Raw genomic sequence first — 24820 nt, 5'->3', positions numbered from 1 at the left:
CGCGTTTCATCGACCGGCGTACGCGACGGGCGCGGAGGCACGCTATGGTCTCCCGGGCGACGCGGCTTCCGCGTTGGGCGAAGGGGTGAGGACATGAAGCGTCCGGAGTGGGCACCCGACGGAATCGACATCGAGCGCCCCAGCGTCGCCCGGATGTACGACTACTACCTCGGCGGCTCGCACAACTTCGCCGCCGACCGGGCGGCGGCGCAGGCCATGGTCGCCGCGGTGCCGGAGGCGCCCCTGATGGCCCAGGCCAACCGGGCCTTCCTGCGCCGGGCGGTGCAGTTCCTCGCCGGCCAGGGGGTGCGCCAGTTCCTGGACATCGGATCGGGCATCCCCACGGTCGGGAACGTGCATGAGATCGCCCAGCGCGCCACGCCGGACGCCCGCGTGGTCTACGTCGACGTCGACCCGGTCGCGGTGGCGCACAGCCGGGAACTCCTCGACGGCGACGACCGGACCACCGTCGTCCAGGAGGACCTGCGCCACGCCGACCGCATCCTGGCCCACCCGGAGGTACGCCGGCTGATCGACTTCGACCAGCCGGTGGCGGTGCTGGTCGTGGCGGTGCTGCACTTCGTCTCCGACGACGACCGGCCGGCGGAGCTGCTGCGTACGCTCCGGTCCGCTCTGGCGCCGGGGAGCTGGCTGGTGCTCTCCCAGGCCAGCGCCGACGGACGCCCCGGCGCGGAACGGGCCGAGGCCGAGGCCGTCTACCGGCGGACCGACAATCCGCTGTGGATCCGCAGCCGCCGTGAGCTGACCGCCCTGTTCGACGGCTTCGAGCTGGTCGAGCCCGGCGTGGTGTGGGTGCCGCAGTGGCGCCCGGAGTCCACGGACGCGGCCGAGGACGCCGAGCGGTCCGCCTTCATCGGCGGCGTCGGGCGGCTCGATGGGTGACCGGCCCGGAGCGACGGTGGCCACGCCACCGGCCACCCCGGCACGACAGCCGTCCGGCGCGTGGACGTTCGCCCACGCCTGGGCCAAGGCGGTCGCCGGCACCAGCTACCTGCCCCAGACGCAGGAGCAGTTGGAGGCCCTGCTGCACGGCCTCACCGAACGGTTGGCGGCGGCGCTGCTGGCCGAGCCGTTCGACCTGCGGGCCGGCCAACGGGTCGGCGCCGAACTGGTGGCCGCGCACGTCGCGTCCGCCGAGGGGCTGGGCCGTACCGTCGAGGTGTTGCAACTGCGCCTGGTCCGCGACCTCGGGCTGGTCGCCGACGACGTCGAGGACCGGATGGCCCGGCTGCTGGCGGCGGTCGCCACCGGGTACGCCCGCGCGTTGCGCGACCGGACGCTGGACGAGCAGGAGTCGATCCGGCGGGCGGCGATGACCGCGCGGTCCCAGGCGGAACGGGCGCTGCGCGACAGCGAGGCCCGCTTCCGCCACCAGGCCACCCACGACCCGCTGACCGACCTGCCCAACCGGGCGCTGTTCACCGAGCGGCTCGCGGCGGCGGTCAACGCGCCGGGGCGGGGCGCCGACCGCGTCGGCCTGTGCTTCCTGGACCTGGACCGGTTCAAGGTGATCAACGATTCGCACGGGCACCAGGTCGGCGACGCCCTGCTCCGCGCGGTCGGCGACCGGCTCCACCGCGCCCTCGACGGGCACCTGGTCGCCCGGCTCGGCGGGGACGAGTTCGTGGTGCTGGTGGAGCACAGTGCGGGCACCCGCGACATGATCGAGGTGGCCGAGGCGGCCCTGGCCGCCGTGCGGGAGCCGACCGTGATCGACGCGCACGAGCTGACCGTCACGGCGAGCCTCGGCATCGTCGAGCGGCAGGTCGCCGGCACGTCGCCGGGCGGCCTGATGCGGGCCGCCGACAGCACGCTGCACTGGGCGAAGGCCGCCGGCGGAGGGCGTTGGGAGCTGTACGACGCCGACCGGGACCGCCGCGACCTGGCCCGGTACGCGCTCTCCGCCGCGATCCCCACGGCCCTCGACCGGGGTGAGTTCTACCTGGACTACCAGCCGCTGACGTCGCTGCGCGACGGTCGGGTGCTCGGCGTGGAGGCGCTGGTCCGGTGGCGGCATCCCGAGCGGGGCGTGCTGCGGCCGGACAGCTTCATCGCGCTGGCCGAGGAGACCGGCCTGATCGTGCCGCTCGGCGGCTGGGTGCTCGCCGAGGCGTGCCGGGCGGCGGGCAGTTGGTCGACGGCGGGTGTCCCCGCGCCGTTCGTCAGCGTCAACCTGGCCGTCCGGCAGGTGCACGGCCCCGGTCTCGTGCAGGAGGTCCGGACCCTGCTGGCGCGCACCGGCCTGCCGCCGGAACGGCTCCAGCTGGAGATCACCGAGAGCACCATGATGAGCACCGCAGCGGAGCCGGTCCGTGCCCTGCGCATGCTGGCCGACCTCGGCGTACGGATCGCCATCGACGACTTCGGCACCGGTTACTGCAACCTCGCCTACCTGCGGGACCTGCCGGTGACCGAGTTGAAGGTGGCCGGGGAGTTCGTGGCCGGCCTGCGGTCGCCGGAGACCCGTGCCGACGAGCGCATCCTGGCCTCCCTGGTGTCGCTGGCGCACGCGCTCGACCTCACCGTCACGGCCGAGGGCGTGGAGACCGCCGGCCAGGCCGAGCGACTGCGCGCGATCGGCTGCGACGCCGGCCAGGGCTGGCACTTCGGCCGCCCCGAACCCGCCGACCAGATCCTCGCCCGCCTGACCTGACCGCACCCCGCACCCCGCTGGGATGAGCCGGGCGGGGGTGCGGAGGTCAGGCCTGGAGGAGGATGGTCATGCGGTTGGCCTGGGTTTCCCAGCGCCACTCGCGCTCGACCCACGCCCGCCCGGCCGCGCCGAGCTGACGGGCGAGGTCGCGGTCGGCGAGAAGCGTCGCGACCCGTCCGGCGAGTGCCGCCACGTCCCGGCCCGGCACCACGTAGCCGGTCTCCCCCTCACGGACCGCGTCCGGGGCGCCGCCGGAGTCGCCGGCCACCACCGGCAGGCCGGTCGCCGACGCCTCCAGGTAGACGATGCCCAGCCCCTCCACGTCCAGACCGCCGTTGCGGGTGCGGCACGGCATGGCGTACACGTCGCCCGCCGCGTAGTGGGCGGGCAGCTCGGCGGTGGGCACCGAGCCGGTGAAGACCACGTCCCGCTCCACGCCGGCCTGGCGGGCCAGCTTCCCCAGCGCGGCCCGGTAGGGGCCACCGCCGACGACCAGCAGCGCCGCGTCGGGCACCCGGCGACGGATCTCCGGCATCGCGCGGATCAGCATGTCCTGCCCCTTGCGCGGCACCAGCCGGGACACGCAGACCACCACCGGCCGGTCGGCCAGACCGAGCCGTACCCGGACCGGCTCGCCGTCCACCGACGGGTGGTAGGTCTCGGTGTCGACGCCGGGCGCGAGCCGGTGCAGCTCGGTCACCCCGTGCAGCGCCCGCTCCAGCCGGACCCGGGTGTACTCGCCGAGGTAGGTGGTCACGTCCACGCCCTGGCCGATGCGGCGCAGCGCGTTCCGGGCACCGGGCAGCGCGGCCCAGCCGACCTCGTGCCCGTGGGTCTGTGCGACGACCCGGCGGATGCCGGCCCGCCGGCGCAGGCCCGCCGCGAGCAGCCCGAGCGGAGCCGCCGCGCCGAACCACACCGTGTCGCAGTCGTACGCGCGGGCCAGTCGCGCCGCCCGCCGCGCCACCAACGGGGTCGGCAGGAGCACCTTCGTCCGCTCGCGGATCACCTCGAAGGGCTGGTCCGCGTCGAACTTCTCCGCGCCCCGCCAGGACGAGGCGTAGACGACCACGGAGCCGGCGGGCTGGCGGACGGCCAGGTTGTGCACGAAGGACTGGATCCCGCCGGGTCGCGGCGGGAAGTCGTTCGTCACGAGCAGTGTCCGGCTCACCGGCCGACCCCTCTGGCGTAGGCGCGGGCGGCGGCGATCCGCTCGACGGTGGACGGATGGCTGGCGGAGTAGAGGTACTCCCAGCGGGGCGGGTCGGGATCGGCGAGGTTGATCCCGGCGAGCCGGCGCTGCATCGCCTCGAAGGCGGCGGGGTCGCCGGTGAGCGCGAGGGCGTGCGCGTCGGCGCGCGCCTCCACCCGGCGGGACATCAGCGCCTGCACCGGCGCGGAGACCAGCCCGGCGACCACGACCAGGGCGAGCAGGAGCGGGAACGCGCGGGGCTCGGCGACGGAGTCGACGCCGGCCAGCCGCAACAACGGGCCGGACGAGCCGAGCAGGTAGAGCGCGACGACGGCCGCGGCGGCGCCGAGCGCCCCGGTCAGGGTGCCGACGGCGACGTCCCGGTCCTTCGCGTGCCCCAGCTCGTGCGCCACCACGGCGGTCACCTCGGCGGGAGTGGCCTCGCGCAGCAGTGTGTCGTAGACGACCACCCGCCGGGTCGGCCCGAGGCCCGAGACGTACGCGTTGACCGCCCGCGTGCGGCGGGACGCGTCGGCCACCAGCACGTCCCGCACCGGTACGCCGTCCCGGGCGGCCATCGCCGTCAGCTCGCTGCGCAGCGGCCCCGGCTCCATCGGGGTGAACCGGTTGAAGACCGGCTCCACGAGCACCGGCAGCACGAAGGAGAGCACGACGACCAGGCCGGCCGCTCCGGCGGCTCCGAACGCCCACCACCAGCGCGGGGCGAGCCGGATGACAGCGTAGAAACCCAGCAGCGCGACCGCGCCGATGACGGCGCTGACGGCGTACGACTTGAGCAGGTCGACGGCCCACCCGCCCCAACCGTTGGTGCTCAGCCCGTAGCGGGTGAGCACGGACTGCCGCCAGGCGGCGAACGGGAGGGTCACCAGGTCGGCGACGAGCACCACGGCGAGGCCGCCGAGCACCGCCTGGGCCGCCCAGTGCCCGCCCAGGGGACGCCCGGCCAGCTCGACGAGGCGGCTGCCCAGCGGGGTCAGGCCGAGCGCGAGCGCCACCAGCAGGCCGACCGCGAGGGCCGCCCAGCCGCCGGGGCGCAGCGCGGCGCGGAACTCCCGTCCCCGGTCGACCTGGTCGGCGGGGAGGTCACGCAACGCGGCGAGCTGGTCGGCGCGGGGGGCCGGTGGCCGGCTCCACGGGATCAGCAGCGCGGCCGCGACGACCAGGGCGACGACCAGCCCGGCCAGGGTCAGCACCGCCCAGCCGCGCGGGCTCACCGGGGCGTCCCGCACGTGCCGGCGACCGGCGCGGGCCCTCCGGCCATCCGTCGTACCCCGGTCATCCCCGCTCCTCCCGCCTGGCCGGCCCATCGTAGTGCGACCGCCGATCCCGCCGGCGACGAGCCGGTCCGCCCGGTCACGCCGCCCGGTGACGGCGGCCGACGCGCCGGGCCGGCGGGCGTGGTGCGGGAAGCACCTCCACGTCGAAGCCGGCCCGGGCGAGCACCTCGATCGCACGCGCCTCGGCGTCACCGAGACCCGCGGTCGGGGAGGCCGTGTCGAGCAGGGCGGTCACCAGACAGCCGGAACAGCCGTCGCCCCGGATACCGCACCGGTCGCAGTCGATGAGCATCTCGCCCCCTCGGAAGCGCTGGCGGCGACCGGGAGGCGAGCACCGTCGCCACCCGACCACCGTCGGTCACATCGCACGCTAACGGCGAGGTACGACAGAACCGGACAGGAAGCACCGGACCGCCGATCAGGGGTTCAGGGGCTCAATCCAGATCTTGGTGAGAAGTGGCCCCTCCGGGGACTATTTCCTACCAGGACCTCCCGGAACGGCGCACGCGGACCGGATCAGGAGCGCGAGAGGCGGCGCAGGAGGGAGTCGGCGCCGAGCGGGTAGGCGCCGTGCCGGCGTACGCCGTCGGCCACCTCCCGGTCGGAGGAGACGACCACCACCGGGCGCCCGGACGGCTCCGCGCGGACCAGGCGGCGGATCAGCTCGTCGGCGGTCTCGCCCTTCCGGGAGAAGAGCACCCGGACGCCGCGCGGGGCGGGCGGCAGACCGTGCATCCGCTCGGCGCCGTCGAACACCACCGTGACCTCGTCGCCGGTCTGCGCGGCGATCCCGCCCAGGCCCGTGATGAGCCGCTTGCGCTGCTGTTCGAGGGACATCTCGCCGAAGCCACGCTTGGTGACGTTGTAGCCGTCGACCACCAGGTGCGCCCTCGGCAGGGCGAGCAGCTGGTCCAGCCGGGCCGGGTCGTCGGTGTCCCGGGCCCGCGCGGCCGTGCCGGCCGCCGTGGCCGTGGACTGGTCGGCGAAGGCGTCAGCGACGAAGTCGGCCGGCATCCTCTCCACCGGTTCGAGCGCGAGCTCCCGGCGTAGGCCGACGGCGGCCTGCCCGATGGTCTCCAACAGCAGCCAGAGCCGCGCGTCGTCGACGGAGCGGGCCTCCTTGGCGCTGGCCCGCGCCACACCCGCCGCCGCCTCCGCCTCGGCGAGCCGGGCCCGCGCGCGGCGCAGCTCGGCGTCGGCGTCGGCCGCCGCCCGGGTGGCCCGGCCCCGCTCGGTGGCGAGCAGCTCGGTGGCCTTGCGCTCCCGGGCCTGGATCTCGCGCAGCGTACGGCCGAGCTGACGGTTCTCCTCGCGCAGCTGCCCCAGCTCCTCACGGACCCGGGCCACCTCGTCGCGGAGCTTCTCCGCCTCGACGCGGGCCACCGCCCGGTCGTGCTCGGCGCGGGTGGCACGCTGCTCGGCCTCCCGGACCAGCTCGGCCACCACCGCGCTGTCCGCCTCGGCGCGGACCGCCGCACCGCTGGCCTCGATCAGCTCGCGCCAGCCGCGGGGGCGGGCCAGGTAGGCCAGGGCGGCCACCTCGACGGGGTCGGCCGCGGCCGGGGCGGTGCCGTCCATCACCGCCGCGCCGAGGTCACCGGCGTCGGCCAGCACCCGGGCGGTGATCCGCTGCCGGAACAGCGGGTCGCCGGTGAGCTGGGCGGCGATGGCCGGTGCGCCGAGGCGGGCCCGCCGGTTGGGGGCGAACTTCGCCACCCGGCGCAGCGGCACGGGCACCTCGTCGGCGGGCAGACCGGGCAGCACGGCGGCGGTGAGCGCCACGATCCGCTGGCGGACCGGCTCCGGCAGGACGGGCTCCGGCTCGGGAGCGACCTCGACCGGCTCATCCGATGCGTCCGTCGGGTCGCCGTCGACGCCGACCCCCGGGTGGTCCGCCGGGTCGAGCCCCTCGGCGGCGTCCCCACCGGTCCCGGGCGTGGCGGCGACCAGGTCCTCCTGCGGGAGGTGGTCGTCGTACGGCTCGGGGAGGGGCATGTGGCAAGTCTCCCACCGCGACCGGGCCCACCGCCTGGTGAGTGAGCCGATCTCTCATCCTAGACCGGTGGTGACATCCGGGGCCCATGGGACGGGAGTGTCGGACCGGACCGCTAGCGTGCCGCCGATGGCACCACAGGAGTACGTCCAGGAGTCGCTGGCCGGTCTCGACCCGGCCGGGAGCGGGGTCGATCCGGCACTGCCGCTCTACGCGACGACGTTCGTGGTGGTCGACCTGGAGACCACCGGCGGCGCCCCGGACGGCGGCGGCATCACCGAGATCGGCGCGGTGAAGGTGCGCGGCGGCGAGGAGCTGGGCGTGCTCGCCACCCTGGTCAACCCGGGCGTGCCCATCCCGCCCTTCATCACCGTGCTCACCGGCATCACCCAGGCCATGCTGCTGCCCGCCCCGCCGATCGAGCAGGTGCTGCCGAGCTTCCTGGAGTTCGTCTCCGACGCGGTCCTGGTGGCCCACAACGCCCCCTACGACGTCGGCTTCCTCAAGGCGGCCTGCGCGAAGCACGGCTACCGCTGGCCGAACCCCCGGGTGCTGGACACCGCCGCGCTGGCCCGCCGGGTGCTGACCCGCGACGAGGTGCCCAACCGCAAGCTGGGCACCCTCGCGGCCTACTTCCGCACCGCCACCCAGCCGACCCACCGGGCCCTGGACGACGCCAAGGCGACCGTCGACGTGCTGCACGGGCTGATCGCCCGGCTCGGCGGCCACCGGGTGGACACCGTCGGCGAGGCCATCGAGTTCGCGAAGGCGGTCACACCGACCCAGCGGCGCAAGCGACACCTCGCCGAGGGGCTGCCGAAGGTGCCCGGGGTCTACATCTTCCGGGCCGCCGACGACCGCCCGCTCTACGTCGGCACGTCGGTCGACATCGCCGCCCGGGTGCGCAGCTACTTCACCGCGGCCGAGAAGCGGGCCCGCATCTCGGAGATGCTGGCCGCCGCCGAGCGGGTGGAGGCGGTGGAGTGCGCCCACTCGCTGGAGGCGGAGGTCCGGGAGCTGCGGCTGATCGGCGCGCACGCCCCGCCGTACAACCGCCGGTCGAAGTTCCCGGAGCGGGTGGTCTGGCTGAAGCTGACCGACGGGCCGTACCCACGGCTGTCGGTGGTCCGCAACCTCTCCCCCGGCGACGACGCCTACCTGGGGCCGTTCACCTCCCGTCGGGGGGCGGAGCTGGCCGCGGCCGGCTTCCACGACGCTCTGGCGCTGCGGCAGTGCACCCACCGGCTGTCGCTGCGGGCGAAGACGCCGGCCTGCGCGCTGGCCGAGCTGGGTCGTTGCCCGGCGCCCTGCGAGCACCGGATCACCCCGGAGGAGTACGACGCCCGCGCCGTCGCGCCGTTCCGCACGGCGACCGCCAACGATCCACAGGTGGTGGTCGACGCCCTGCTGGCCCGCATCGAGGTGCTCTCCCGGGGCCAGCGCTACGAGGAGGCCGCCGTGGTGCGGTCCCGGCTCGCGGCGGTGCTGCGCGCGGCGGTACGCATGCAGCGGCTCGCCGCGCTGACCGGGATCGCCGAGCTGGCCGCCGCCCGGCCGGCCACCCGGGGCGGCTGGGAGCTGGCGCTGGTCCGGCACGGTCGGCTGGCCGGGGCGGGCGTGTCCCCGCCGGGTGTCCACCCGCGACCGACGATCGCCGCGATCCGGGCCACCGCGGAGACGGTCCGCCCGGGCCACGGCCCGGTGCCCAGCGCCTCGGCCGAGGAGACCGAACGCATTCTGTCCTGGTTGGAGAGACCGGAGACCCGCCTGGTGGAGATCTCGTCCGGCTGGGCGTCCCCGGTGGCCGGTGCGGGCCGCTTCCGTGCCCTGCTGAGCAAGGCGGAGGGAGCGGCGAGCCACCAACTCTCGACCGAAAGCTCATGACCAAGTGACCGATCGGACTACGTCGACTCGCTTAGGCTGTTAGAGAAGTGCAGTCCTGCCCGTTTCGTGGGCCTGCTTCCGGTTGCCGGGGTCCGGCGGCCGTGGAGCCGGGGTGAGGAGGTGTCCCACGTGGACGTCGACGCCGGACACGGCGCCGCCCTGGGGGGCGCCCTTCCGACCCGGCCGGGCGAGCTGCCCCTGACACGTCGACTGCGGTCGCTGCTCACCTGGCCGACCACCGAGAACGAGCCGGTCGCCCACCTCGTCCGCGCCCACCGGGCCATCCACTCCGGCACCGATCCGGCGGTGCTGCGCCGGGCGTACACGATCGCGGAGAACATGCACCGGGGGCAGTTCCGCAAGAGCGGCGAGCCCTACATCACGCACCCGCTGGCGGTCGCGCAGATCTGCGCCGAGCTCGGCATGGACACCACGACCCTGGTCGCCGCGCTGCTGCACGACACCGTGGAGGACACCCGCTACACGCTCCAGGCCCTCGCGGAGGACTTCGGCCCGGAGGTGGCCCACCTCGTCGACGGGGTGACCAAGTTCGACAAGGCGTTCTACGGCACGGCCGCCGAGGCCGAGACGATCCGGAAGATGATCATCGCCGCCGGCAAGGACGTCCGGGTGCTGATCATCAAGCTGGCCGACCGCCTCCACAACATGCGCACGCTCGGCGTCCGGTCCGCCGCGTCCCGGGAACGCATCGCCCGCAAGACGCAGGAGGTGCTGGTCCCGCTCTGCGACCGGCTCGGCATCCAGACCCTGAAACGCGAACTGGACGACGTGGTGCTGCTGCACCTGGAGCCGGACGAGCACGCGCGGATCGCCCGGCACGTGCACGACCGGCCGGGCTGGGACGCGTACCTCGACGCGGTGGTCGGCCGGGCGAAGACCGCGCTGCGGCACAGCCGGGTCGACGCGCAGGTCACGCCCCGGCCCCGGCACCTGTACTCGATCTGGAAGGACACCGTGGCCGGCGGGCACGCCAGCCCGTTCGACCTGCCCCGCATCGCGGTGGTGGTGGACGGCCCGCCCACCGACTGCTACGCCGCCCTGGGCGCCATCCACGGGACCTGGCGACCGGTCCCCGGCCGTTTCAAGGACTTCATCGCCTCCCCGAAGAACAACCTTTACCGGTCCCTGCACACCAGCGTGCTCGGCCCCGACGACCGCACGGTGGAGGTGCTGATCCGCACCGAGGAGATGCACCGCTGGGCCGAGTACGGCATCGCCGCCGACTTCCGCTTCCCCCGCGCCGGCGGCAGTGCCAGCGCCCGCGCCGAGCAGCTCGACTGGCTGCGCCGGGTGCTCGACTGGGAGCAGGACGCCGCCGACCCGGCCCAGTTCCTCGAATCGCTGCGCTGCGACCTGGCCGAGGCGCAGATCCAGGTCTTCGCCGACGGGCGCCAGGTGGTGCTGCCGGCCGGCGCGACCCCGGTCGACCTCGCGTACGAGTTGGGCGCCGAGCGCGGCGACCACTGCCTGGCTGCCCGGATCAACGGCCGGCTCGCCCCGCTCTCCTCGGAGCTGGACGAGGGTGACGTGGTGGAGATCTTCACCGAGACCGACGCCGCCAACGGGTTCGAGGCCGACGCCGCCCCGCGCGGGCCCCGCCGGGAGTGGCTGGGCTTCGTGAAGTCACCGCAGGCGCAGATGCAGATCAACCGCTGGTTCTCCGACCACACCGAGCCGGGCATCTCGATCACCGACAAGGTGCGCCTCGGGCGGGCCACCATCGGGCTGGCCCTGCGCACGTACAACCGGGGGCTCGCCAGCGACCTGCCCCTGCTGCGGCTCTCCGAGGAGTTGGGCTACCCCGACCTGGAGACGATGCTGGTGGCGGTCTTCGACCGCGTGCTCGAGCCGGACGCGGTGGTCCGGCAGCTCATCGACCTGGTCGACCACCGGCAGTGACTCCTGCGGGTGGAGAGTTCCTCGCGGCCACTAGCCTGGACCCATGATCCCCCGCTCCCGCCTCACCGGCCGCGCCGTCGCGTACCAGGTCTTCTACCGACTGCCGCTGCCGGTGCGGCGCCGGCTGGTCCGGCTCGCCGTGCCCAAGTACATCGTCGGCGCGGTCACCCTGGTCCGGGACGCCGAGGCCGAGGGGGCGGGTCGTCTGCTGCTGCTGCGCCAGCCGCCCGGCAGGGGCTGGTCGCTGCCCGCCGGTCTGTTGCAGCAGCGGGAGGCTCCGATCGTGGGGGCGGCCCGTGAGCTGTACGAGGAGTCCGGCATCCGGCTCTCGCCGCGCGAGCTGCGCCCGGCGGTGCCCAACGCGATCGTGCACGACAAGGGCTGGGTGGACGTGGTGTTCACGGCCGAGGTGCCGGCGTCAACCACCACCCTGACGGTGGACGGCGCCGAGGTGTTCGAGGCCGCCTGGCACCCGCTGGACGACCTGCCGAAGCTGACCTGGCCGACGGCGCGCCTGCTGGCGTACTACGACATCGGGCCGCTGGCCGGGCAGTTCCCGCCGCCGGTCGCCGACGACCGGCCGTGACCGCCGACGGGGCCCGGCGACCGGCCGTGCGGTCCGGCGGCGTCGAGGTCTGTGCGGTGGTGCTCGCCGCGGGTGAGGGCACCCGGCTGCGACCGCTGACCGAGCGGGTCCCCAAGGCGCTCTGTCCGGTGGGGAACGTGGCGCTGCTCGACCGGGCGCTCGCCCGGCTCGCCGGGCTGGGACTGGCCGGCCCGGACCGGGTCGCGGTGAACGCCAGCTACCTCGCCGACCAGGTGGTCCGCCACGTCGGCGAGCGGGCGCACCGCTCGGTGGAGCCGGACGGCCCGCTGGGGACCGCCGGCGGTGTGGCGAAGCTGCGGGACTGGATCGGCGGGCGGGGCGTGCTCGTCGGCAACGCCGACGCGTACCTGGCCGATGAGACGGCGCCGCCGGGCCCGGACATCGCCGCGCTGCTGCGGGACTGGGACGGCGAGACCGTACGCCTGCTCGGCCAGCCCGCCGCGGACCCCACGGCTCCGGGCACCTTCGACGGGCACGTGTTCACCGGCTTCTCCCTGCTGCCCTGGCGGCTGGTACGGGACCTGCCGGTGGAGTTCGGTGACCTGGTCCGGGCCGTCTGGCGGCCGGCCGAGGCGGCCGGGGCGCTGACCGTGGTGCCGTACCCGGGGACCTTCCTGGACACCGGCACGCCCGGCGACTACCTGGCGGCCAACCGGCACGCCGCCGGAGGCGGGAACCTGGTCGACCCGACCGCCACGGTGACCGGCCGGTGCCGGGAATCGGTTGTCGGGGCCGGGGCGGTCGTGCACGGCGACCTCACCCGCGCGGTGGTCTGGCGGGGAGCCGCCGTGCACTCCGGCGAGCACCTGTGCGACGCGGTCCGCGCGGGCGGGGACCTGACGGTGGCGGCCACTCCCCCGCTCACCGGGCCGGGGAGCCTCTAGCATGGGCGACGACGCCGACGAACGGAGAACTGTCCCGTGATCACCGCGATCGTCCTGATCGACTGCGCCACCGACTCGATCCCCGAGGTGGCCGAGAACCTGGCCAACCTGCCCGGCGTCAGCGAGGTCTACTCGGTGGCCGGACACGTCGACCTGATCGCCATGGTGCGGGTGCGGGAGTTCGAGCAGATCGCCCAGGTGATCGCCGGCAGCATCTCCAAGGTCCCCGGCGTGCTCAACACCGAGTCGCACATCGCCTTCCGCGCGTACTCCCAGCACGACCTGGAGGAGGCCTTCGCGATCGGTCTCGCGAACGCCGACTGACCACCGACGCCCGGATCCGCCCCCGGACACGCGGCGGCCGGCCCACCCGAGGGTGGACCGGCCGTCGGTGACGGACGTCAGCTTCCGGTCGGAGCCGGCGTCGCGGTGCCCGGAGCGGGCGTCTCGGTGCCGCCCGGAGCCGGCGTCCCGGTGGTACCGCCCGGGGCCGGAGCCGGTGCGGTCCCGCCCGGGCTCGGGGTGCCGGTGGTCTGCGGAACCGGGATGCCCAGCTGCTGAGCCAGTTCCACAAGCGCGTCGTAGTGCGCCTGCAGGGTCGGCAGCGCGGTCTGCGCCAACTGGACCACCGACTGCTCGGAGCCCTGCGAGATCTCCGTCTGGGTAGCCTGGATGGACTGGACGTGACCGGCCAGCTCCTTGGTCACCCACAGCCGGTCGAACTCCTGGCCGCTGACGTTGTTCAGCTGGTCGAGCACGCCCTGCTGCTCCTGGTTGGGTTCATCCGGCAGCTCGACGTCGAGATTGTCGGCGACCTCCTGGACCGACTGGTCCAGCTGCGTGTGGTCGGTCTTGAAGCGCTCACCCAGGTCCTTCACCCCCTGGCTCTCGCCCTTCTGCTGGGCCAGGTCGCCGGCGGTGATCTCGAACAGGTTCACCTGGTGGACTGCCTGCAGATACTGGGTGTCCTGCTCTGACGGCTGCGCCACGGCCTGTGCGGCCGCGGCGGGTGCGATACCAACCAGCACCAGTGCGGCCAGCAGGCCCAGACGTTTGATTCCCAACATGCTTCCCCCCCTTGAGACGTTGGACCGCACGGATACCCGGCTGACCGGCGTTATTCCTGGATCCACCCGTCCCTGGCCGCCCTCCCGCGACCCATCGCATGCGCGATCTTGCCCTTTCGGACCCCTTTCGGCACGCTACACCCGTTTTGCACCGACCTGACCTGCGTGATGGCGGGCGTGGGTGAGGGCCGGAAACGACGTGGCGCCCGCCGGATCGTTCCGGCGGGCGCCACGTGTGTCGCGAGGGTCAGCGGCGGGGTTCGCCGCTGGTGATCTCCTCCCGCTCCGGTCGGGCTTCGACCGGCGGGTGGCCCGGCGAGACCGGCGCCTCGGCCGGCTTCTCGATCGGGTAGAAGAAGCCCCGGATGGCCGGGCCGAGGGCACCGAGCCGGTTCATCTTCTTCGGCACGACCCAGCCGGCGTACTCCAGCGCACCGTGACCGTCGGCGTGCCCGTTGGACGCGCTGAGCGGCTGGTGCACCTCGACGAACCGACCGTCCGGCAGCCGCCGGATGATGCCGGTCTCGACGCCGTGGGCGAGCACCTCCCGGTCGTGCTGCTGGAGACCCAGGCAGACCCGGTAGGTGAGGTAGTAGGCAAGCGGCGGGACCACCAGCAGGCCGACCCGGCCGGCCCAGGTCATCGCGTTCAGGCTGATCTGGAACTTGTCCGCGATCACGTCGTTCGCGCCGGAGAGCGTCAGCACCACGTAGAAGGAGACCGCCATGGCGCCGACCGCCGTGCGGGCCGGGACGTCGCGCGGCCGCTGGAGCAGGTTGTGGCTCTTGCGGTCCTTCAGGTGCCGCGCCTCCATGAACGGGTACAGCGTCGACAGGCCCACCAGGATGCCCGGCAGGACGACCGTCGGCCAGAACAGCGGCGGGATCACGTACCCGTCACCGATCGGGATGTTGATCTCCCACGCCGGCATCAGACGGGTCGAGCCGTCGAGGAACATGACGTACCAGTCGGGCTGGCTGGCGGCCGAGACCACCCACGCCTCGTACGGACCGAACAGCCAGATCGGGTTGATCTGGAACAGACCGCCCATCAGCGCGACGACGCCGAAGACGACCATGAAGAAGCCGCCCTGCTTGAGCGCGTACCGCGGGAACATGCGCTCGCCGACCACGTTGCCGTTGGTCCGGCCGGGGCCGGGCCACTGGGTGTGCTTCTGCTTGAAGACCAGGCCCAGGTGGACGCTGATCAGCGCGACCAGCAGACCCGGGATGAGCAGCACGTGGGCGATGAAGAACCGGCTGATGATGATCGTGCCGGGGAACTCGCCACCGAAGATCGACGAGGTGAGCCAGGAGCCGATCACCGGGATGGAGAGCATGATCGCCGAGGCGATCCGGAGGCCGGTGCCGGACAGGCCGTCGTCCGGCAGCGAGTAGCCGGTGAAGCCGGCGAGGAAGCCGACCCAGAACAGCAGCGAACCGATGATCCAGTTCGTCTCACGCGGCTTGCGGAACGCGCCGGTGAAGAAGACCCGCATCATGTGCACGACGATCGAGGCCATGAACAGCAGCGCCGACCAGTGGTGCATCTGCCGCATGATCAGACCACCCCGGACGTCGAACGACAGGTCCAGGCTGGAGGCGTACGCGGCGGACATCGGCGTGCCCCGCAGCGGGGCGTAGCTGCCATTGTAGACGACCTCGGTCATCGCCGGCTCGTAGAAGAAGGTCAGGAAGACACCGGTCAGCAGCAGGATCACGAACGAGAAGAGCGCGATCTCGCCGAGCAGGAACGACCAGTGGTCCGGGAACACCTTGTTCAGCAGCCGCCGCAGCGGGGTCGCCACCTGGAAGCGGTCGTCCACTCCCCGCGCGGCGTTGCCCGGCACGGCCGCCATGTCAATCTTTCGCCGCTTCACGGCCGCTCCCAGAAGTCGGGCCCGACGGTCTCGGTGTAGTCGGACTTCGCCACGAAGAAGCCCTCGGCGTCGACCTCGATCGGCAGCTGGGGCAGCCGCCGGCTGGCCGGGCCGAAGATCGGCTTCGCGTTGTCGGTGATGAGGAACTGCGACTGGTGGCACGGGCAGAGCAGACGGTTGGTCTGCTGCTCGTACAGGCTCGCCGGGCAGCCGGCGTGCGTGCAGATCTTCGAGTAGGCGGCGTAGTTGCCCCACATGTAGTCGCCGTGGCCGATCCGCTCGTTGGCCTGGCGCGCCTCCTGGGCGTCCGAGTCACGAAGGTGGATCAGCAGGGTCGGCGAGTCCGCGTGCTGGTTGCTCACGCCGTGCTCGATGCCGGGGAACACGGTGATCTGACCGCCGGTGCTCACGTCGGCCGGGCGGACCGGACGGCCGTCCTCGCGGACCAGCCGGACCTTCCCGCCGCCCTCCGCCGGGGCGAACCCGGTGGTGAACATCTGGTTGTTCTTGTGCGGCTGCGAGATCAGGCCACCCACCAGCGGGGCCGCGGCCACCGCGCCGACCGGCACCAGACCGGCCAGCAGCGAGATGCCGAGCAGCGGACGGCGCTTCACACCCAGCTCGTCGGCCATGTAGAGCATGGTCTGACCGGTGATGACGCGGTCGTCCTCGTTCACCGCGCCCTCGTGCCGGTCCTGGATCGACACCTCCTTGGGCAGCAGCTTCTTGCCCCAGGTCAGGATGCCGAAGCCGACCGCCAGCAGGGAGATGCCCATGGTCACACCGAGCAGTGGGGTGTACCACTTGTCGCCGCCGCGGCCCGGAGCGTACTCCCACGGCCACCAGATGAAGATCGCCAGGAAGGCGGTCGCCGCCAGGCCGGTGAGGAGGAAGAACAGCGCGACCGTACGGGTCAGCCGGCGCTCGGCCTTGCTGCCCGGGACGACCTGCGGCTCGTAGTGGACGATCTCGATGTCGTCCCGGCGCGCGCCCTCCAGGACGATGTCGAACCGGCTCAGCCGGGGGTCCTGCACGTCGAGCGGTTCCCGGGCCTGCTGGGCCTGGTGCTCGGTGTGGGTGGTCATGCCGTCACCTCGCTACGGACGGTGCCGACGTGCGACACCAGCGCAATCGTACTCACGTTCCGGCCGGTCACGACTTGCCCGCGATCCACAGGCTGGCGAAGACCAGCGCGACGATGCCGACCAGGAAGATCGCCAGGCCCTCGGTGGAGGGGCCGTAGCGGCCGAGGTTGAAGCCGCCCGGGTCCTGGTCGTGCTTCAGGGTCTCCTGGATGTAGGCGATCAGGTCCGCCTTCTGCTCCGGCGTGATCTGGTTGTCGCCGAAGACCGGCATGTTCTGCGGACCGCTCAGCATGGCCGCGTAGATCTGCCGGTCGGTGGCCGGCCGTAGGCTCGGCGCGTACTTGCCCGAGGAGAGGGCCCCGCCGCCGCCGCCGAACGCGTGGCACGACGAGCAGTTGATCCGGAACAGTTCGCCACCGGCGGCGATGTTCCCGTCGTCGTGCAGGTTGTCACCCTCGGGGACGATCGGCCCGCCGCCCAGCTCCTGGATGTACTGCCCGAGCTGGCGGACCTCCTCGTCGGTGAAGAGCTCCGGCTTGCGCATGGCCTGGGCCTCCTGACGGGCCATCGGCATGCGGCCCGTCCCGACCTGGAACTCCACCGAGGCCGCGCCGACGCCGATCAGGCTCGGCCCGCGGCCCTCGACACCCTGCGCGTTGCGACCGTGACAGGTCACACAGCTCACGTCGAACAGCGCCTTGCCCTCGGCGGCGGCGCCGGTCAGCGGCGGATTGTCCTGCGCCTGCACGCCCGGGGCGAAGACGGTGTAGGCGCCGCCGGCCAGCATCAGCGCGGCGAACAGGCGGACCGCGGCGCCCAGCCGGCGGCGGCCCCTGCTGCGCGCCGCGGGCCGCTCGCGCAGCCGCGCGAGCAGACCGCGTCGGCGGTCGTTGTCAGAAGTCATGACCTGTGTCCTTAACCGGTTGGACCTTGTCTCAGGGGACGGAGCAGCGGCGCGGTTCGTGACGCGCCAAGATCACTGAAGCCAGTAGATCATGGCGTAGAGCCCGATCCACACGACGTCGACGAAGTGCCAGTAGTACGACACGACGATCGCGGAGGTGGCCTGCGCCGGCGTGAACCGGCCCATGGTGGTGCGGATCATGAAGATGATGAAGGCGATCAGACCGCCGGTCACGTGCAGACCGTGGAAGCCGGTGGTCAGGTAGAACATCGACCCGTAGCCGTCTTCGTTGATCTTGATGCCCGCGTGCACCAGCTCGCGGTACTCGTTGACCTGACCGAGCACGAAGATCAGGCCCATCACGAAGGTGATCGTGAACCAGCGCCGCAGCGCGTGCACGTCACCCTTCTCGGCGGCGAACACGCCGAGCTGGCACGTCACCGAGGAGAGCACCAGGATCACCGTGAACGTCGTCGCGTACGGGATGTTCAGGTGCACGGTGTGTTCCGCCCACTGCTCCGGTGCCGCCGCGCGGATGGAGAAGTACATGGCGAACAGCGCCGCGAAGAACATGAGTTCACTGGAGAGCCACACGATCGTCCCGACGCTGACCATGTTGGGTCGGGTCAGGGAGTGGATCCGGCTCTTGTCAATGGCTGGGGCCGCAGTCACGCGGTCATTATTGCCCCTGACCGGGGCCGCCGATCAGCGGGGGGCCAAACCCGTGGCATCCGCGGCCCGACCGGTCAGGTCCGGTTCGCCTGGCCTAGTCTGAAAAGCGTGCTGCACGTCGATCCGATCTCCGTCGCCACCTCGGCCGCCGCGCCGGCGGTGACCGCGGCGACCCCGCCGCCGTTCACCGTCACCTCGGTGTTCACCGAGACCCGGCTGGACAGCTGGCTCGCCGTCGGGCTGGTGCTCGCCGCCGGAATCTACCTCTACGGGGTGCACCGGCTTCGGATGCGCGGCGACCGCTGGCCGGTCGCCCGTACCGTCTTCTTCATCGGCCCCGGCCTGGGCGGCATCGCGGCGGTCACGGTGAGCGGCCTGCACGCGTACGACACGGCGCTGCTGTCGGTGCACATGGTGCAGCACATGGCGCTGTCGATGATCTCGCCGATCTTCCTGGCGCTGGGCGCGCCGATGACGCTGGCGCTGCGCACCCTGCCGCCCCGGCCCCGCAAGCGGCTGCTGGCGATCGTGCACAGCCGGATCGCCCGGGTCTACACCTTCCCGCTGGTCGCCTTCACGATCTTCGTGGTCAACCCGTTCGCGCTCTACTTCACCGACCTCTACCGCTACACCCTCGAACACGCCTGGGCCCACGAGATGGTGCACGCGCACTTCATCCTGACCGGCTGCGTGTTCTTCTGGCCACTGCTCGGCCTCGACCCGCTGCCCGGCCGCTGGCCGTACCCGGGCCGCGCCCTGCTGATGCTCCTGTCGGTGCCGTTCCACACCGTGCTCGGACTCACGATCATGCAGAGCAGCACCCTCTTCGGCGGCGACTGGTACCCGTCGCTCGGCCTGACCTGGGCCGACCCCTGGGAGGACCAGGTCGTCGCGGGCGGCATCCTGTGGGCCGGCGGCGAGGTGGTGAGCGTCACCATGCTGGCCGTCCTGGTCGTACAGTGGATGCGCCAGGCCGAGCGCGAGGCCCGCCGGATCGACCGCGACCTCGACCGCCAGGAGGCCCGCCAGCGGGCCGCGGAGAGCCCCGCCTGAGCTGCGCGGACGGTACGCCCCGAGCACCGGGCCGGGCGGGACGTCGGCAAGGTCACACCGACCGGTACGATCAGCGGGCAGCTACGAGGTGGGAGCCAGTTCAGTCATGAGCGATCGTCTGTGCACCGTCCTGCTCTACAGCGACGACCCGCAGGTCCGCGACCGGATGCGGCTCGCCGTCGGCACCCGGCCCGCGCCCGGGCTGCTGATCGAGTTCGTCGAGGCGTCCACCTACGCCGAGTGCGTCCGCCTGGTCGACGACTACGAGATCCACCTGATGCTGCTCGACGGTGAGGCCAGCCCGGGCGGCGGCATCGGCATCGCCCGCCAGATCAAGGACGACCGGGACGACGCTCCCCCGACCTGCGTGGTGATCGCCCGCGCCGCCGACCGATGGCTCGCCGCGTACGCCGAGGTCGACGCCACCCTGGTGCACCCGCTCGACCCGGTGACCACCGGCACGACGGTGGCCGAGCTGCTGCGGACGCACGCCCCCGCCTGACGTCCCGCACTCCGGCCCACACCTCGGTGCCGGAGAAGACCGGCGCCGGCTCCATCCCACCCGCACCTCGTACGCTCGGGAGGCCCGCCATGGGCGATCGGACCTGGCCGCACCTCCTCGCCGCGCTGCTGCGCGGGGAGGAACTCTCCACCGCCGACACCGCCTGGGCCATGGGCGAGGTCATGTCCGGCTCGGCGGCCCCGGCGCAGATCGCCGGCTTCGCCGTGGCGCTGCGGGCCAAGGGCGAGACCTCCGCCGAGCTGGCCGGTCTGGTGGAGGCGATGCTCGGCAAGGCCGTCCTGGTGGAGCTGCCCGAGGAGCTGCGCGCCAGCGCGCTGGACGTCGTCGGCACCGGCGGTGACCTCGCCCACACCGTCAACATCTCCACCATGGCCTCGCTGGTGGTGGCCGGCGCCGGAGTCCGCGTGGTGAAGCACGGCAACCGGGCCGCGTCCTCCTCCTGCGGCACCGCCGACGTGCTGGAGTTCCTCGGCGTACCGCTCGACCTCGGCCCCGAGGGCGTCGCCCGGTGCGTCGCCGAGGCCGGCATCGGCTTCTGCTTCGCCGCCCGGTTCCACCCCGGCATGCGGCACGCCGGCTCCACCCGTCGCGAGCTGGGCGTGCCGACCGCCTTCAACTTCCTCGGCCCGCTGACCAACCCGGCCCGACCCCGGGCGGCCGCGGTGGGCTGCTTCGACGCCCGGATGGCCCCGGTGATGGCGGGCGTGTTCGCCGCCCGCGGCGACTCGGTGCTGGTGATGCGCGGCGAGGACGGGCTGGACGAGTTCACCACCGCCGCGCCGACCCGCGTCTGGGCCGCCCAGAACGGCGCCGTGCGGGAGGCGGTGCTGGACGCCGTCGACCTCGGGGTGCCCCGGGCCACCCTCGCCGACCTGCGGGGCGGGGACGCCGCGCACAACGCCGGCGTGGTGCGTCGCCTGCTGGACGGCGAGACAGGCCCGGTCCGCGACGCGGTCCTCGTCAACGCGGCGGCGGCGCTGGCCACCCAGGGTCCACTCGACGGTGACCTCACCGGGGCGCTGCGCGCCGGGCTGGACCGCGCCGCCGAGTCCATCGACTCCGGGTCCGCCGCCCGCACTCTCGACCGCTGGATCGAGGTCGCCCGCGGCGCCTGACCAGCCGCCGTGGACCGCCGCTCCACCGCTCCACCGCTCCACCGCTCCACCGCTCCACCGCGTCAGCGCTCCGTCGGTCGGTCGCTGGTCGGCCGTCGGTCGGCCGTCGGGCCAAGATCGTCCGCCGCCGCCGCCGTCCGCCCGGATCCGCCGCCCGCAGCCACTCCGGCGATGCCCACCCTTCCGTAGCGCGGGATTCCGCTCCCGCATCCCAGGACCGAAAGAGATCTTGGTAGGAAACGGCCCCTGGAGGGGCCGTTTCCTACCAAGATCTCGTGATGCCCGAGCCGGCGCACAGCGGGGATGCCGGGGTGGCGGGAGGTTGTCGGACCCGCGTGGAAAACTACAGCTGAGTAGTTCTCCGCTTCCGTCCCTTCCGACGGGAGCCCCCGGAGCGAGAGGAGACGCCCGTGTCGAGCCGCGAGTTGCACTGCGAGGTCTGCGAGGGCGTTCAGCTGTTCGAGGCTCCTCCCTGTGTCGACGACCACGGTGCCGACTGCCCCGAGCTGATCTGCACCGGCTGCGGAGCGGCCGTGCTCATCGCCACGTTCACGTTCCAGGCGCCACGCCTGTCCGACCGGCGGCGGCGTCCGACGGAGCCCCACCGCCGCGCCGCCTGACGAATCACCGCCCAGCCGCCGCACCGCCGCAGTCGCCCAGCCGCCGCACCACCGCAGTCGCCCAGCCGCCGCGCCGCCGCACCGCCCAGCCGCCGCGCCGCCCAGCCGCCCAGCCGCCGTGCCGCCCAGCCGCCGCGCCGCCGTGCGCCCAGCCGCCGCACCGCCGCACCGCCGCACCGCCGCGCCGCTCAGCCGCCCGGGCGGCGCGCCAAGATCGCGCTCGAACGTAGAAGTAGTGGTCTCGCCGCCGCCGGGAGGGCACTACTCCCGGGATCGAGCACGATCTTGGAAGGCGTACCCGGCAGCCCGCCAGCCGCACGACGAGGCCCGCCTCCCCGGACGGGAAGACGGGCCTCGGTGCTGTCGGGCGACCGGCCGGTCAGTGCTCGGCGGTGCGCCGGGTGCCGGAGTAGTACTCGAAGAGCAGGCCGCAGACGGCGAAGGTGACCGCGACCAGGCCGACGCCCAGCAGCCACATCTGCCAGAACACCAGGCCGAGGCCGGCGATCGAGGCGGCCAGCGCCAGGCCGAACGGCCAGTAGCTGCCCGGGCTGAAGAAGCCGATCTCGCCCGCGCCGTCGGCGATCTCACCGTCCGGACGGTCCTCCGGGCGCAGGTCGATACGGCGGGAGACGAACCAGAAGAAGCCACCGCACATGGTGCACAGCAGGAAGCTCAGCAGCAGGGCGACGGTGCCGACCCACTCGACCTGACCGTTCGCGTCCGCGGCGGTCCAGCCCCCGTAGAGGAAGGTCGCGAAGAGCAGGAACCCGGCGATGATCAGGAAGATACGCCACTCGGTCTTCATGCCCGCTCCCTCAGTTTCCCGCGCCGGAAGCGCTGTCCGGGTTGAAGTTGGCGGTGTTGCGCCGGGTCTCGAACGGCCGGGTGGTCTGCGCGTACGGCTCCTCGCCGATGGCGGTCAGCGCGTCCTGCGTGGACTTGCCCTCCCGCTTGGCGGCGAGGAACTGGTCGTACTTCTCCGGCGAGACGACCCGCAGCTCGAAGTTCATGAAGGCGTGGTAGCTGCCGCACAGCTCGGCGCAGCGGCCGACGAACGCGCCCTCCTCCTCGAACTCCGAGATCTCGAACACGTTGCGGATCTTGCCCGGGAAGACGTCCCGCTTGAACAGCATCTCCGGCACCCAGAACGAGTGGATGACGTCGCGGCTGGTCTCCTCGAACCGGATCGACCGGTCGGTGGGGAGGACCAGGATCGGGATGACCTCACTGGTGCCGAGCACGGAGGCGACCGTCTGGGCCTCGGGTCCCTGCCCGTCGCGGTAGTTGAACTGCCAGTTCCACTTGAAGGCGACCACCTCGACCGTCACGTCGGGGTTCTTGGTGGTGCGCACCACGTCGGTCTGCACGATCGCCGTGTAGTAGAAGAGCACGGAGACGATCAGGATCGGCGCGATGGTGTAGAGGAACTCCATCGGCATGTTGTAGCGGGTCTGCACGGGAAGCTCGTTGCCCCGCTTGCGGTACCGCACCACGCACCAGAAGATCAGGCCCCACACGAAGACGCCGACCGCGAGCGCGGCGATGCACGACGCGATCCACAGGTCGTACATGCGGTGGGCCTCGGGCGTGATGCCGCCCTGCGGCCAGCCGAAGCCGGCGAACGTCCCGCCGACGTCACAGCCCGTGAGCAGGACCAGCAGCGCCGCCCCGCCGAGACCGAGCCCGGCGAGCCGACCGGCACTCCGCCCCCGTCGCCGACCGGCGCCTGGGGAAGCGCTGTGCCGTACGACCGACGGCCGTACCTCCGAACTCCTTGCGACCACCTGGTCCTGCCTCCCTAGCGCGCCGCGGTGTCTGTCCTCGTCCTGCCGGTCCCCGCTGTGCGGAGCGGCAGCACCGCGGCAAAGGCGTCACCGACGGTCGCAGATTACTCGACCATGACGGGCCTGACCGTGTTGGGGTCACTGTCCGCCCCCATCGGGGGGATCTTGGGCATACCGGCGCGATACGTTGGCTTCCGTGAGCGCATCCCCGGTCTACCTGGACGCGGCCACCGCCGTGCCCCTGCATCCGGTCGCCCGTCAGGCGCTGCTGGCCGCGCTCGACGACGGCTGGGCCGACCCCGCCCGGCTGTACGGCCAGGCCCGCCGCGCCCGCCAACTCCTCGACGCCGCCCGCGAGGCCACCGCGGTCACGCTCGGCGTCCGCGCCGACGAGCTGTCCTTCACCCCCAGCGGTACGGCGGCGGCGCACTCCGCGGTGCTCGGCGGCCTCGCCGGACACCGCCGGGTCGGCCGCACCCTGGTGCACTCGGCGATCGAGCACTCCGCGGTGCTGCACGCCGGGGAGAAGCACGTCGCCGAGGGCGGTACGGCGACGTCGGTGCCGGTGGACCGGCTGGGGCGGCTCGACCTGACGGCCTGGTCGGAGGCGGTACGCGCCCCGGGGGTGGCCCTCGCGGCGCTGATCGCCGCCAGTCACGAGGTGGGCACCGTCCAGCCGGTCGCCGAGGCGGCCGCGGCCTGCGCCGACGCCGGGGTGCCGCTGTCGGTGGACGCGGCGCAGATGGTGGGGCGGGCGCCGGTGCCGGCGGGCTGGTCGGTGCTCACCGCCAGCGCGCACAAGTGGGGCGGCCCGCCCGGCGTGGGGCTGCTGGTGGTGCGCAAGGGCACCCGCTGGGAGTCGCCGTGGCCGGCCGACGAGCGGGAGTCGGGGCGTACGCCCGGGGTGGTGAACCTGCCGGCGGTGGTCGCGGCGGCGGCGAGCCTGCGCGCGGCGGCGGCCGACGCGGCGGCGGAGGCGGCCCGGCTGGCGCCGCTGGTGGACCGGATCCGGGCGCGGGTCGCCGCGGAGGTGCCGGACGTCGAGGTGGTGGGTGATCCTTACCACCGGCTCCCCCACCTGGTGACCTTCTCCTGCCTGTACGTGGACGGCGAGGCGCTGCTGCACGCGCTGGACCGGCGCGGGTTCGCGGTGTCCTCCGGCTCGTCGTGCACGTCGTCGACGCTGCGGCCGTCGCACGTGCTGGAGGCGATGGGGGTGCTCTCGCACGGCAACGTGCGGGTGTCGCTGCACCGGGAGACGACGGCGGCCGAGGTGGAGCGGTTCCTCGCCGAGCTGCCGGGCGTCGTGGCGGAACTCCGCGCCGAGGCGGGGGTGGTGGGGCTGTGACGTTCCCCGACGACGTGCTCGACTGCCGCGGGCAGCGCTGTCCGCTGCCGGTCATCGCGGTCGCCCGCCGGCTGCCGGAGCTGCCCGTCGGGTCGGTGGTCCGGGTGCTGGCCGACGATCCGGCGGCGGCGGTGGACATCCCCGCCTGGTGCCGGATGCGGGGCCAGGAGTTCCTCGGCGCCGTGCCCGGCCCGGACGGCCCCGGCTACGACGTCCGCCGCCAGCACTGACGGGGCGGCGGTAAGGAAGGGCCCCTCTTAACGGCCGAACCCGCCCGGTGCGGTAGGCACGAGGGCGGGCGCGGCGGACCCCGTC

Annotated in this window: 24 protein-coding genes; 13 read left to right on the top strand and 11 right to left on the bottom strand. The window is 73.2% G+C overall.

Annotated features, from left to right (window positions below):
* Window positions 1–93: 93 nt before the first annotated feature.
* Window positions 94–903 (top strand): SAM-dependent methyltransferase, encoded by an 810-nt coding sequence (locus tag ACIBR0_RS04890; RefSeq protein ID WP_396712727.1) that lies wholly within the window; start codon window positions 94–96, stop codon window positions 901–903.
* On the top strand, window positions 896–2674 hold the full coding sequence (locus tag ACIBR0_RS04885) for a putative bifunctional diguanylate cyclase/phosphodiesterase (protein ID WP_396712726.1): 1779 nt from the start codon (window positions 896–898) through the stop codon (window positions 2672–2674). The genes ACIBR0_RS04890 and ACIBR0_RS04885 overlap by 8 nt, the downstream gene beginning before the upstream one ends.
* A gap of 46 nt (window positions 2675–2720) precedes the next feature.
* On the opposite strand, the gene ACIBR0_RS04880 is transcribed toward ACIBR0_RS04885, so the two are convergent.
* From ACIBR0_RS04880 to ACIBR0_RS04865, 4 genes are all read right to left on the bottom strand, one after another.
* Window positions 2721–3845, bottom strand: a complete 1125-nt coding sequence (locus ACIBR0_RS04880; protein ID WP_396712725.1) for a glycosyltransferase family 4 protein — start codon at window positions 3843–3845, stop codon at window positions 2721–2723.
* On the bottom strand, window positions 3842–5101 hold the full coding sequence (locus ACIBR0_RS04875; protein WP_396712724.1) for a M48 family metallopeptidase: 1260 nt from the start codon (window positions 5099–5101) through the stop codon (window positions 3842–3844). The genes ACIBR0_RS04880 and ACIBR0_RS04875 overlap by 4 nt, the downstream gene beginning before the upstream one ends.
* 139 nt (window positions 5102–5240) lie before the next feature.
* Window positions 5241–5456, bottom strand: a complete 216-nt coding sequence (locus ACIBR0_RS04870) for a hypothetical protein (RefSeq protein ID WP_396712723.1) — start codon at window positions 5454–5456, stop codon at window positions 5241–5243.
* 224 nt (window positions 5457–5680) lie between these two features.
* Window positions 5681–7159: an NYN domain-containing protein gene (locus tag ACIBR0_RS04865; protein WP_396712722.1), complete on the bottom strand. Its 1479-nt coding sequence runs from the start codon at window positions 7157–7159 to the stop codon at window positions 5681–5683.
* Between the two features lie 127 nt (window positions 7160–7286).
* Here ACIBR0_RS04865 and ACIBR0_RS04860 point away from each other — a divergent pair, with 127 nt between their 5' ends.
* From ACIBR0_RS04860 to ACIBR0_RS04840, 5 genes are all read left to right on the top strand, one after another.
* A complete protein-coding gene (locus ACIBR0_RS04860) occupies window positions 7287–9041 on the top strand; it encodes a DEDD exonuclease domain-containing protein (protein WP_396712721.1) in 1755 nt (584 codons plus the stop codon).
* 129 nt (window positions 9042–9170) lie between these two features.
* Entirely contained in the window at window positions 9171–10961 is a 1791-nt protein-coding gene (locus ACIBR0_RS04855; RefSeq protein ID WP_396712720.1) for a RelA/SpoT family protein, read from the top strand.
* A 43-nt stretch (window positions 10962–11004) separates the two neighbouring features.
* Window positions 11005–11547, top strand: coding sequence for an NUDIX hydrolase (locus ACIBR0_RS04850; protein WP_396712719.1), 543 nt, complete (start codon window positions 11005–11007; stop codon window positions 11545–11547).
* A complete protein-coding gene (locus ACIBR0_RS04845; protein ID WP_396712718.1) occupies window positions 11544–12452 on the top strand; it encodes an NDP-sugar synthase in 909 nt (302 codons plus the stop codon). Before ACIBR0_RS04850 ends, ACIBR0_RS04845 begins: the two co-directional genes overlap by 4 nt.
* A 36-nt stretch (window positions 12453–12488) precedes the next feature.
* A complete protein-coding gene (locus ACIBR0_RS04840; protein ID WP_088999172.1) occupies window positions 12489–12776 on the top strand; it encodes an Lrp/AsnC family transcriptional regulator in 288 nt (95 codons plus the stop codon).
* A gap of 77 nt (window positions 12777–12853) precedes the next feature.
* Here the strand turns inward: ACIBR0_RS04840 and ACIBR0_RS04835 are convergent, their stop codons facing one another.
* From ACIBR0_RS04835 to ACIBR0_RS04815, 5 genes are all read right to left on the bottom strand, one after another.
* Complete coding sequence (locus ACIBR0_RS04835) at window positions 12854–13519, bottom strand: DUF4142 domain-containing protein (protein ID WP_396712717.1); 666 nt, start codon at window positions 13517–13519, stop codon at window positions 12854–12856.
* A gap of 247 nt (window positions 13520–13766) precedes the next feature.
* On the bottom strand, window positions 13767–15398 hold the full coding sequence (locus ACIBR0_RS04830; RefSeq protein ID WP_357033823.1) for a cytochrome b N-terminal domain-containing protein: 1632 nt from the start codon (window positions 15396–15398) through the stop codon (window positions 13767–13769).
* Window positions 15395–16483: a ubiquinol-cytochrome c reductase iron-sulfur subunit gene (locus ACIBR0_RS04825; protein ID WP_396712716.1), complete on the bottom strand. Its 1089-nt coding sequence runs from the start codon at window positions 16481–16483 to the stop codon at window positions 15395–15397. The genes ACIBR0_RS04830 and ACIBR0_RS04825 overlap by 4 nt, the downstream gene beginning before the upstream one ends.
* Before the next feature lie 67 nt (window positions 16484–16550).
* Window positions 16551–17387, bottom strand: coding sequence for a c-type cytochrome (locus ACIBR0_RS04820; protein WP_357033827.1), 837 nt, complete (start codon window positions 17385–17387; stop codon window positions 16551–16553).
* A 72-nt stretch (window positions 17388–17459) separates the two neighbouring features.
* Window positions 17460–18059 (bottom strand): heme-copper oxidase subunit III, encoded by a 600-nt coding sequence (locus ACIBR0_RS04815; RefSeq protein ID WP_357033829.1) that lies wholly within the window; start codon window positions 18057–18059, stop codon window positions 17460–17462.
* 108 nt (window positions 18060–18167) lie between these two features.
* Between ACIBR0_RS04815 and ACIBR0_RS04810 the strand changes: the two genes are divergently transcribed.
* From ACIBR0_RS04810 to ACIBR0_RS04795, 4 genes are all read left to right on the top strand, one after another.
* The gene (locus tag ACIBR0_RS04810) at window positions 18168–19112 is read left to right on the top strand and encodes a cytochrome c oxidase assembly protein (RefSeq protein ID WP_396712715.1); all 945 of its coding nucleotides are present in this window, start codon (window positions 18168–18170) and stop codon (window positions 19110–19112) included.
* A 106-nt stretch (window positions 19113–19218) separates the two neighbouring features.
* Complete coding sequence (locus ACIBR0_RS04805; RefSeq protein ID WP_357033833.1) at window positions 19219–19614, top strand: hypothetical protein; 396 nt, start codon at window positions 19219–19221, stop codon at window positions 19612–19614.
* 89 nt (window positions 19615–19703) lie between these two features.
* Window positions 19704–20750 carry an anthranilate phosphoribosyltransferase gene (gene trpD / locus ACIBR0_RS04800; RefSeq protein WP_396712714.1) on the top strand — a complete coding sequence of 349 codons (1047 nt, stop codon included), beginning with the start codon at window positions 19704–19706 and terminating at the stop codon, window positions 20748–20750.
* A 410-nt stretch (window positions 20751–21160) separates the two neighbouring features.
* Entirely contained in the window at window positions 21161–21370 is a 210-nt protein-coding gene (locus tag ACIBR0_RS04795; RefSeq protein ID WP_396712713.1) for a hypothetical protein, read from the top strand.
* Between the two features lie 379 nt (window positions 21371–21749).
* Here the strand turns inward: ACIBR0_RS04795 and ACIBR0_RS04790 are convergent, their stop codons facing one another.
* Both ACIBR0_RS04790 and coxB read right to left on the bottom strand, forming a co-directional pair.
* Window positions 21750–22178: a cytochrome c oxidase subunit 4 gene (locus ACIBR0_RS04790; RefSeq protein WP_396712712.1), complete on the bottom strand. Its 429-nt coding sequence runs from the start codon at window positions 22176–22178 to the stop codon at window positions 21750–21752.
* A 10-nt stretch (window positions 22179–22188) separates the two neighbouring features.
* On the bottom strand, window positions 22189–23157 hold the full coding sequence (gene coxB, locus ACIBR0_RS04785; protein WP_357041586.1) for a cytochrome c oxidase subunit II: 969 nt from the start codon (window positions 23155–23157) through the stop codon (window positions 22189–22191).
* Between the two features lie 196 nt (window positions 23158–23353).
* Here coxB and ACIBR0_RS04780 point away from each other — a divergent pair, with 196 nt between their 5' ends.
* Both ACIBR0_RS04780 and ACIBR0_RS04775 read left to right on the top strand, forming a co-directional pair.
* Complete coding sequence (locus tag ACIBR0_RS04780; protein ID WP_396712711.1) at window positions 23354–24505, top strand: cysteine desulfurase family protein; 1152 nt, start codon at window positions 23354–23356, stop codon at window positions 24503–24505.
* Window positions 24502–24735, top strand: coding sequence for a sulfurtransferase TusA family protein (locus ACIBR0_RS04775; RefSeq protein ID WP_357040854.1), 234 nt, complete (start codon window positions 24502–24504; stop codon window positions 24733–24735). The genes ACIBR0_RS04780 and ACIBR0_RS04775 overlap by 4 nt, the downstream gene beginning before the upstream one ends.
* Window positions 24736–24820 lie beyond the last annotated feature (85 nt).

Source organism: Micromonospora sp. NPDC049497 (assembly GCF_044465805.1).
Lineage (GTDB): Bacteria > Actinomycetota > Actinomycetes > Mycobacteriales > Micromonosporaceae > Micromonospora.
Note: the sequence above shows the minus strand (reverse complement) of the source record. Positions and strands in the feature narration are given on the sequence as shown.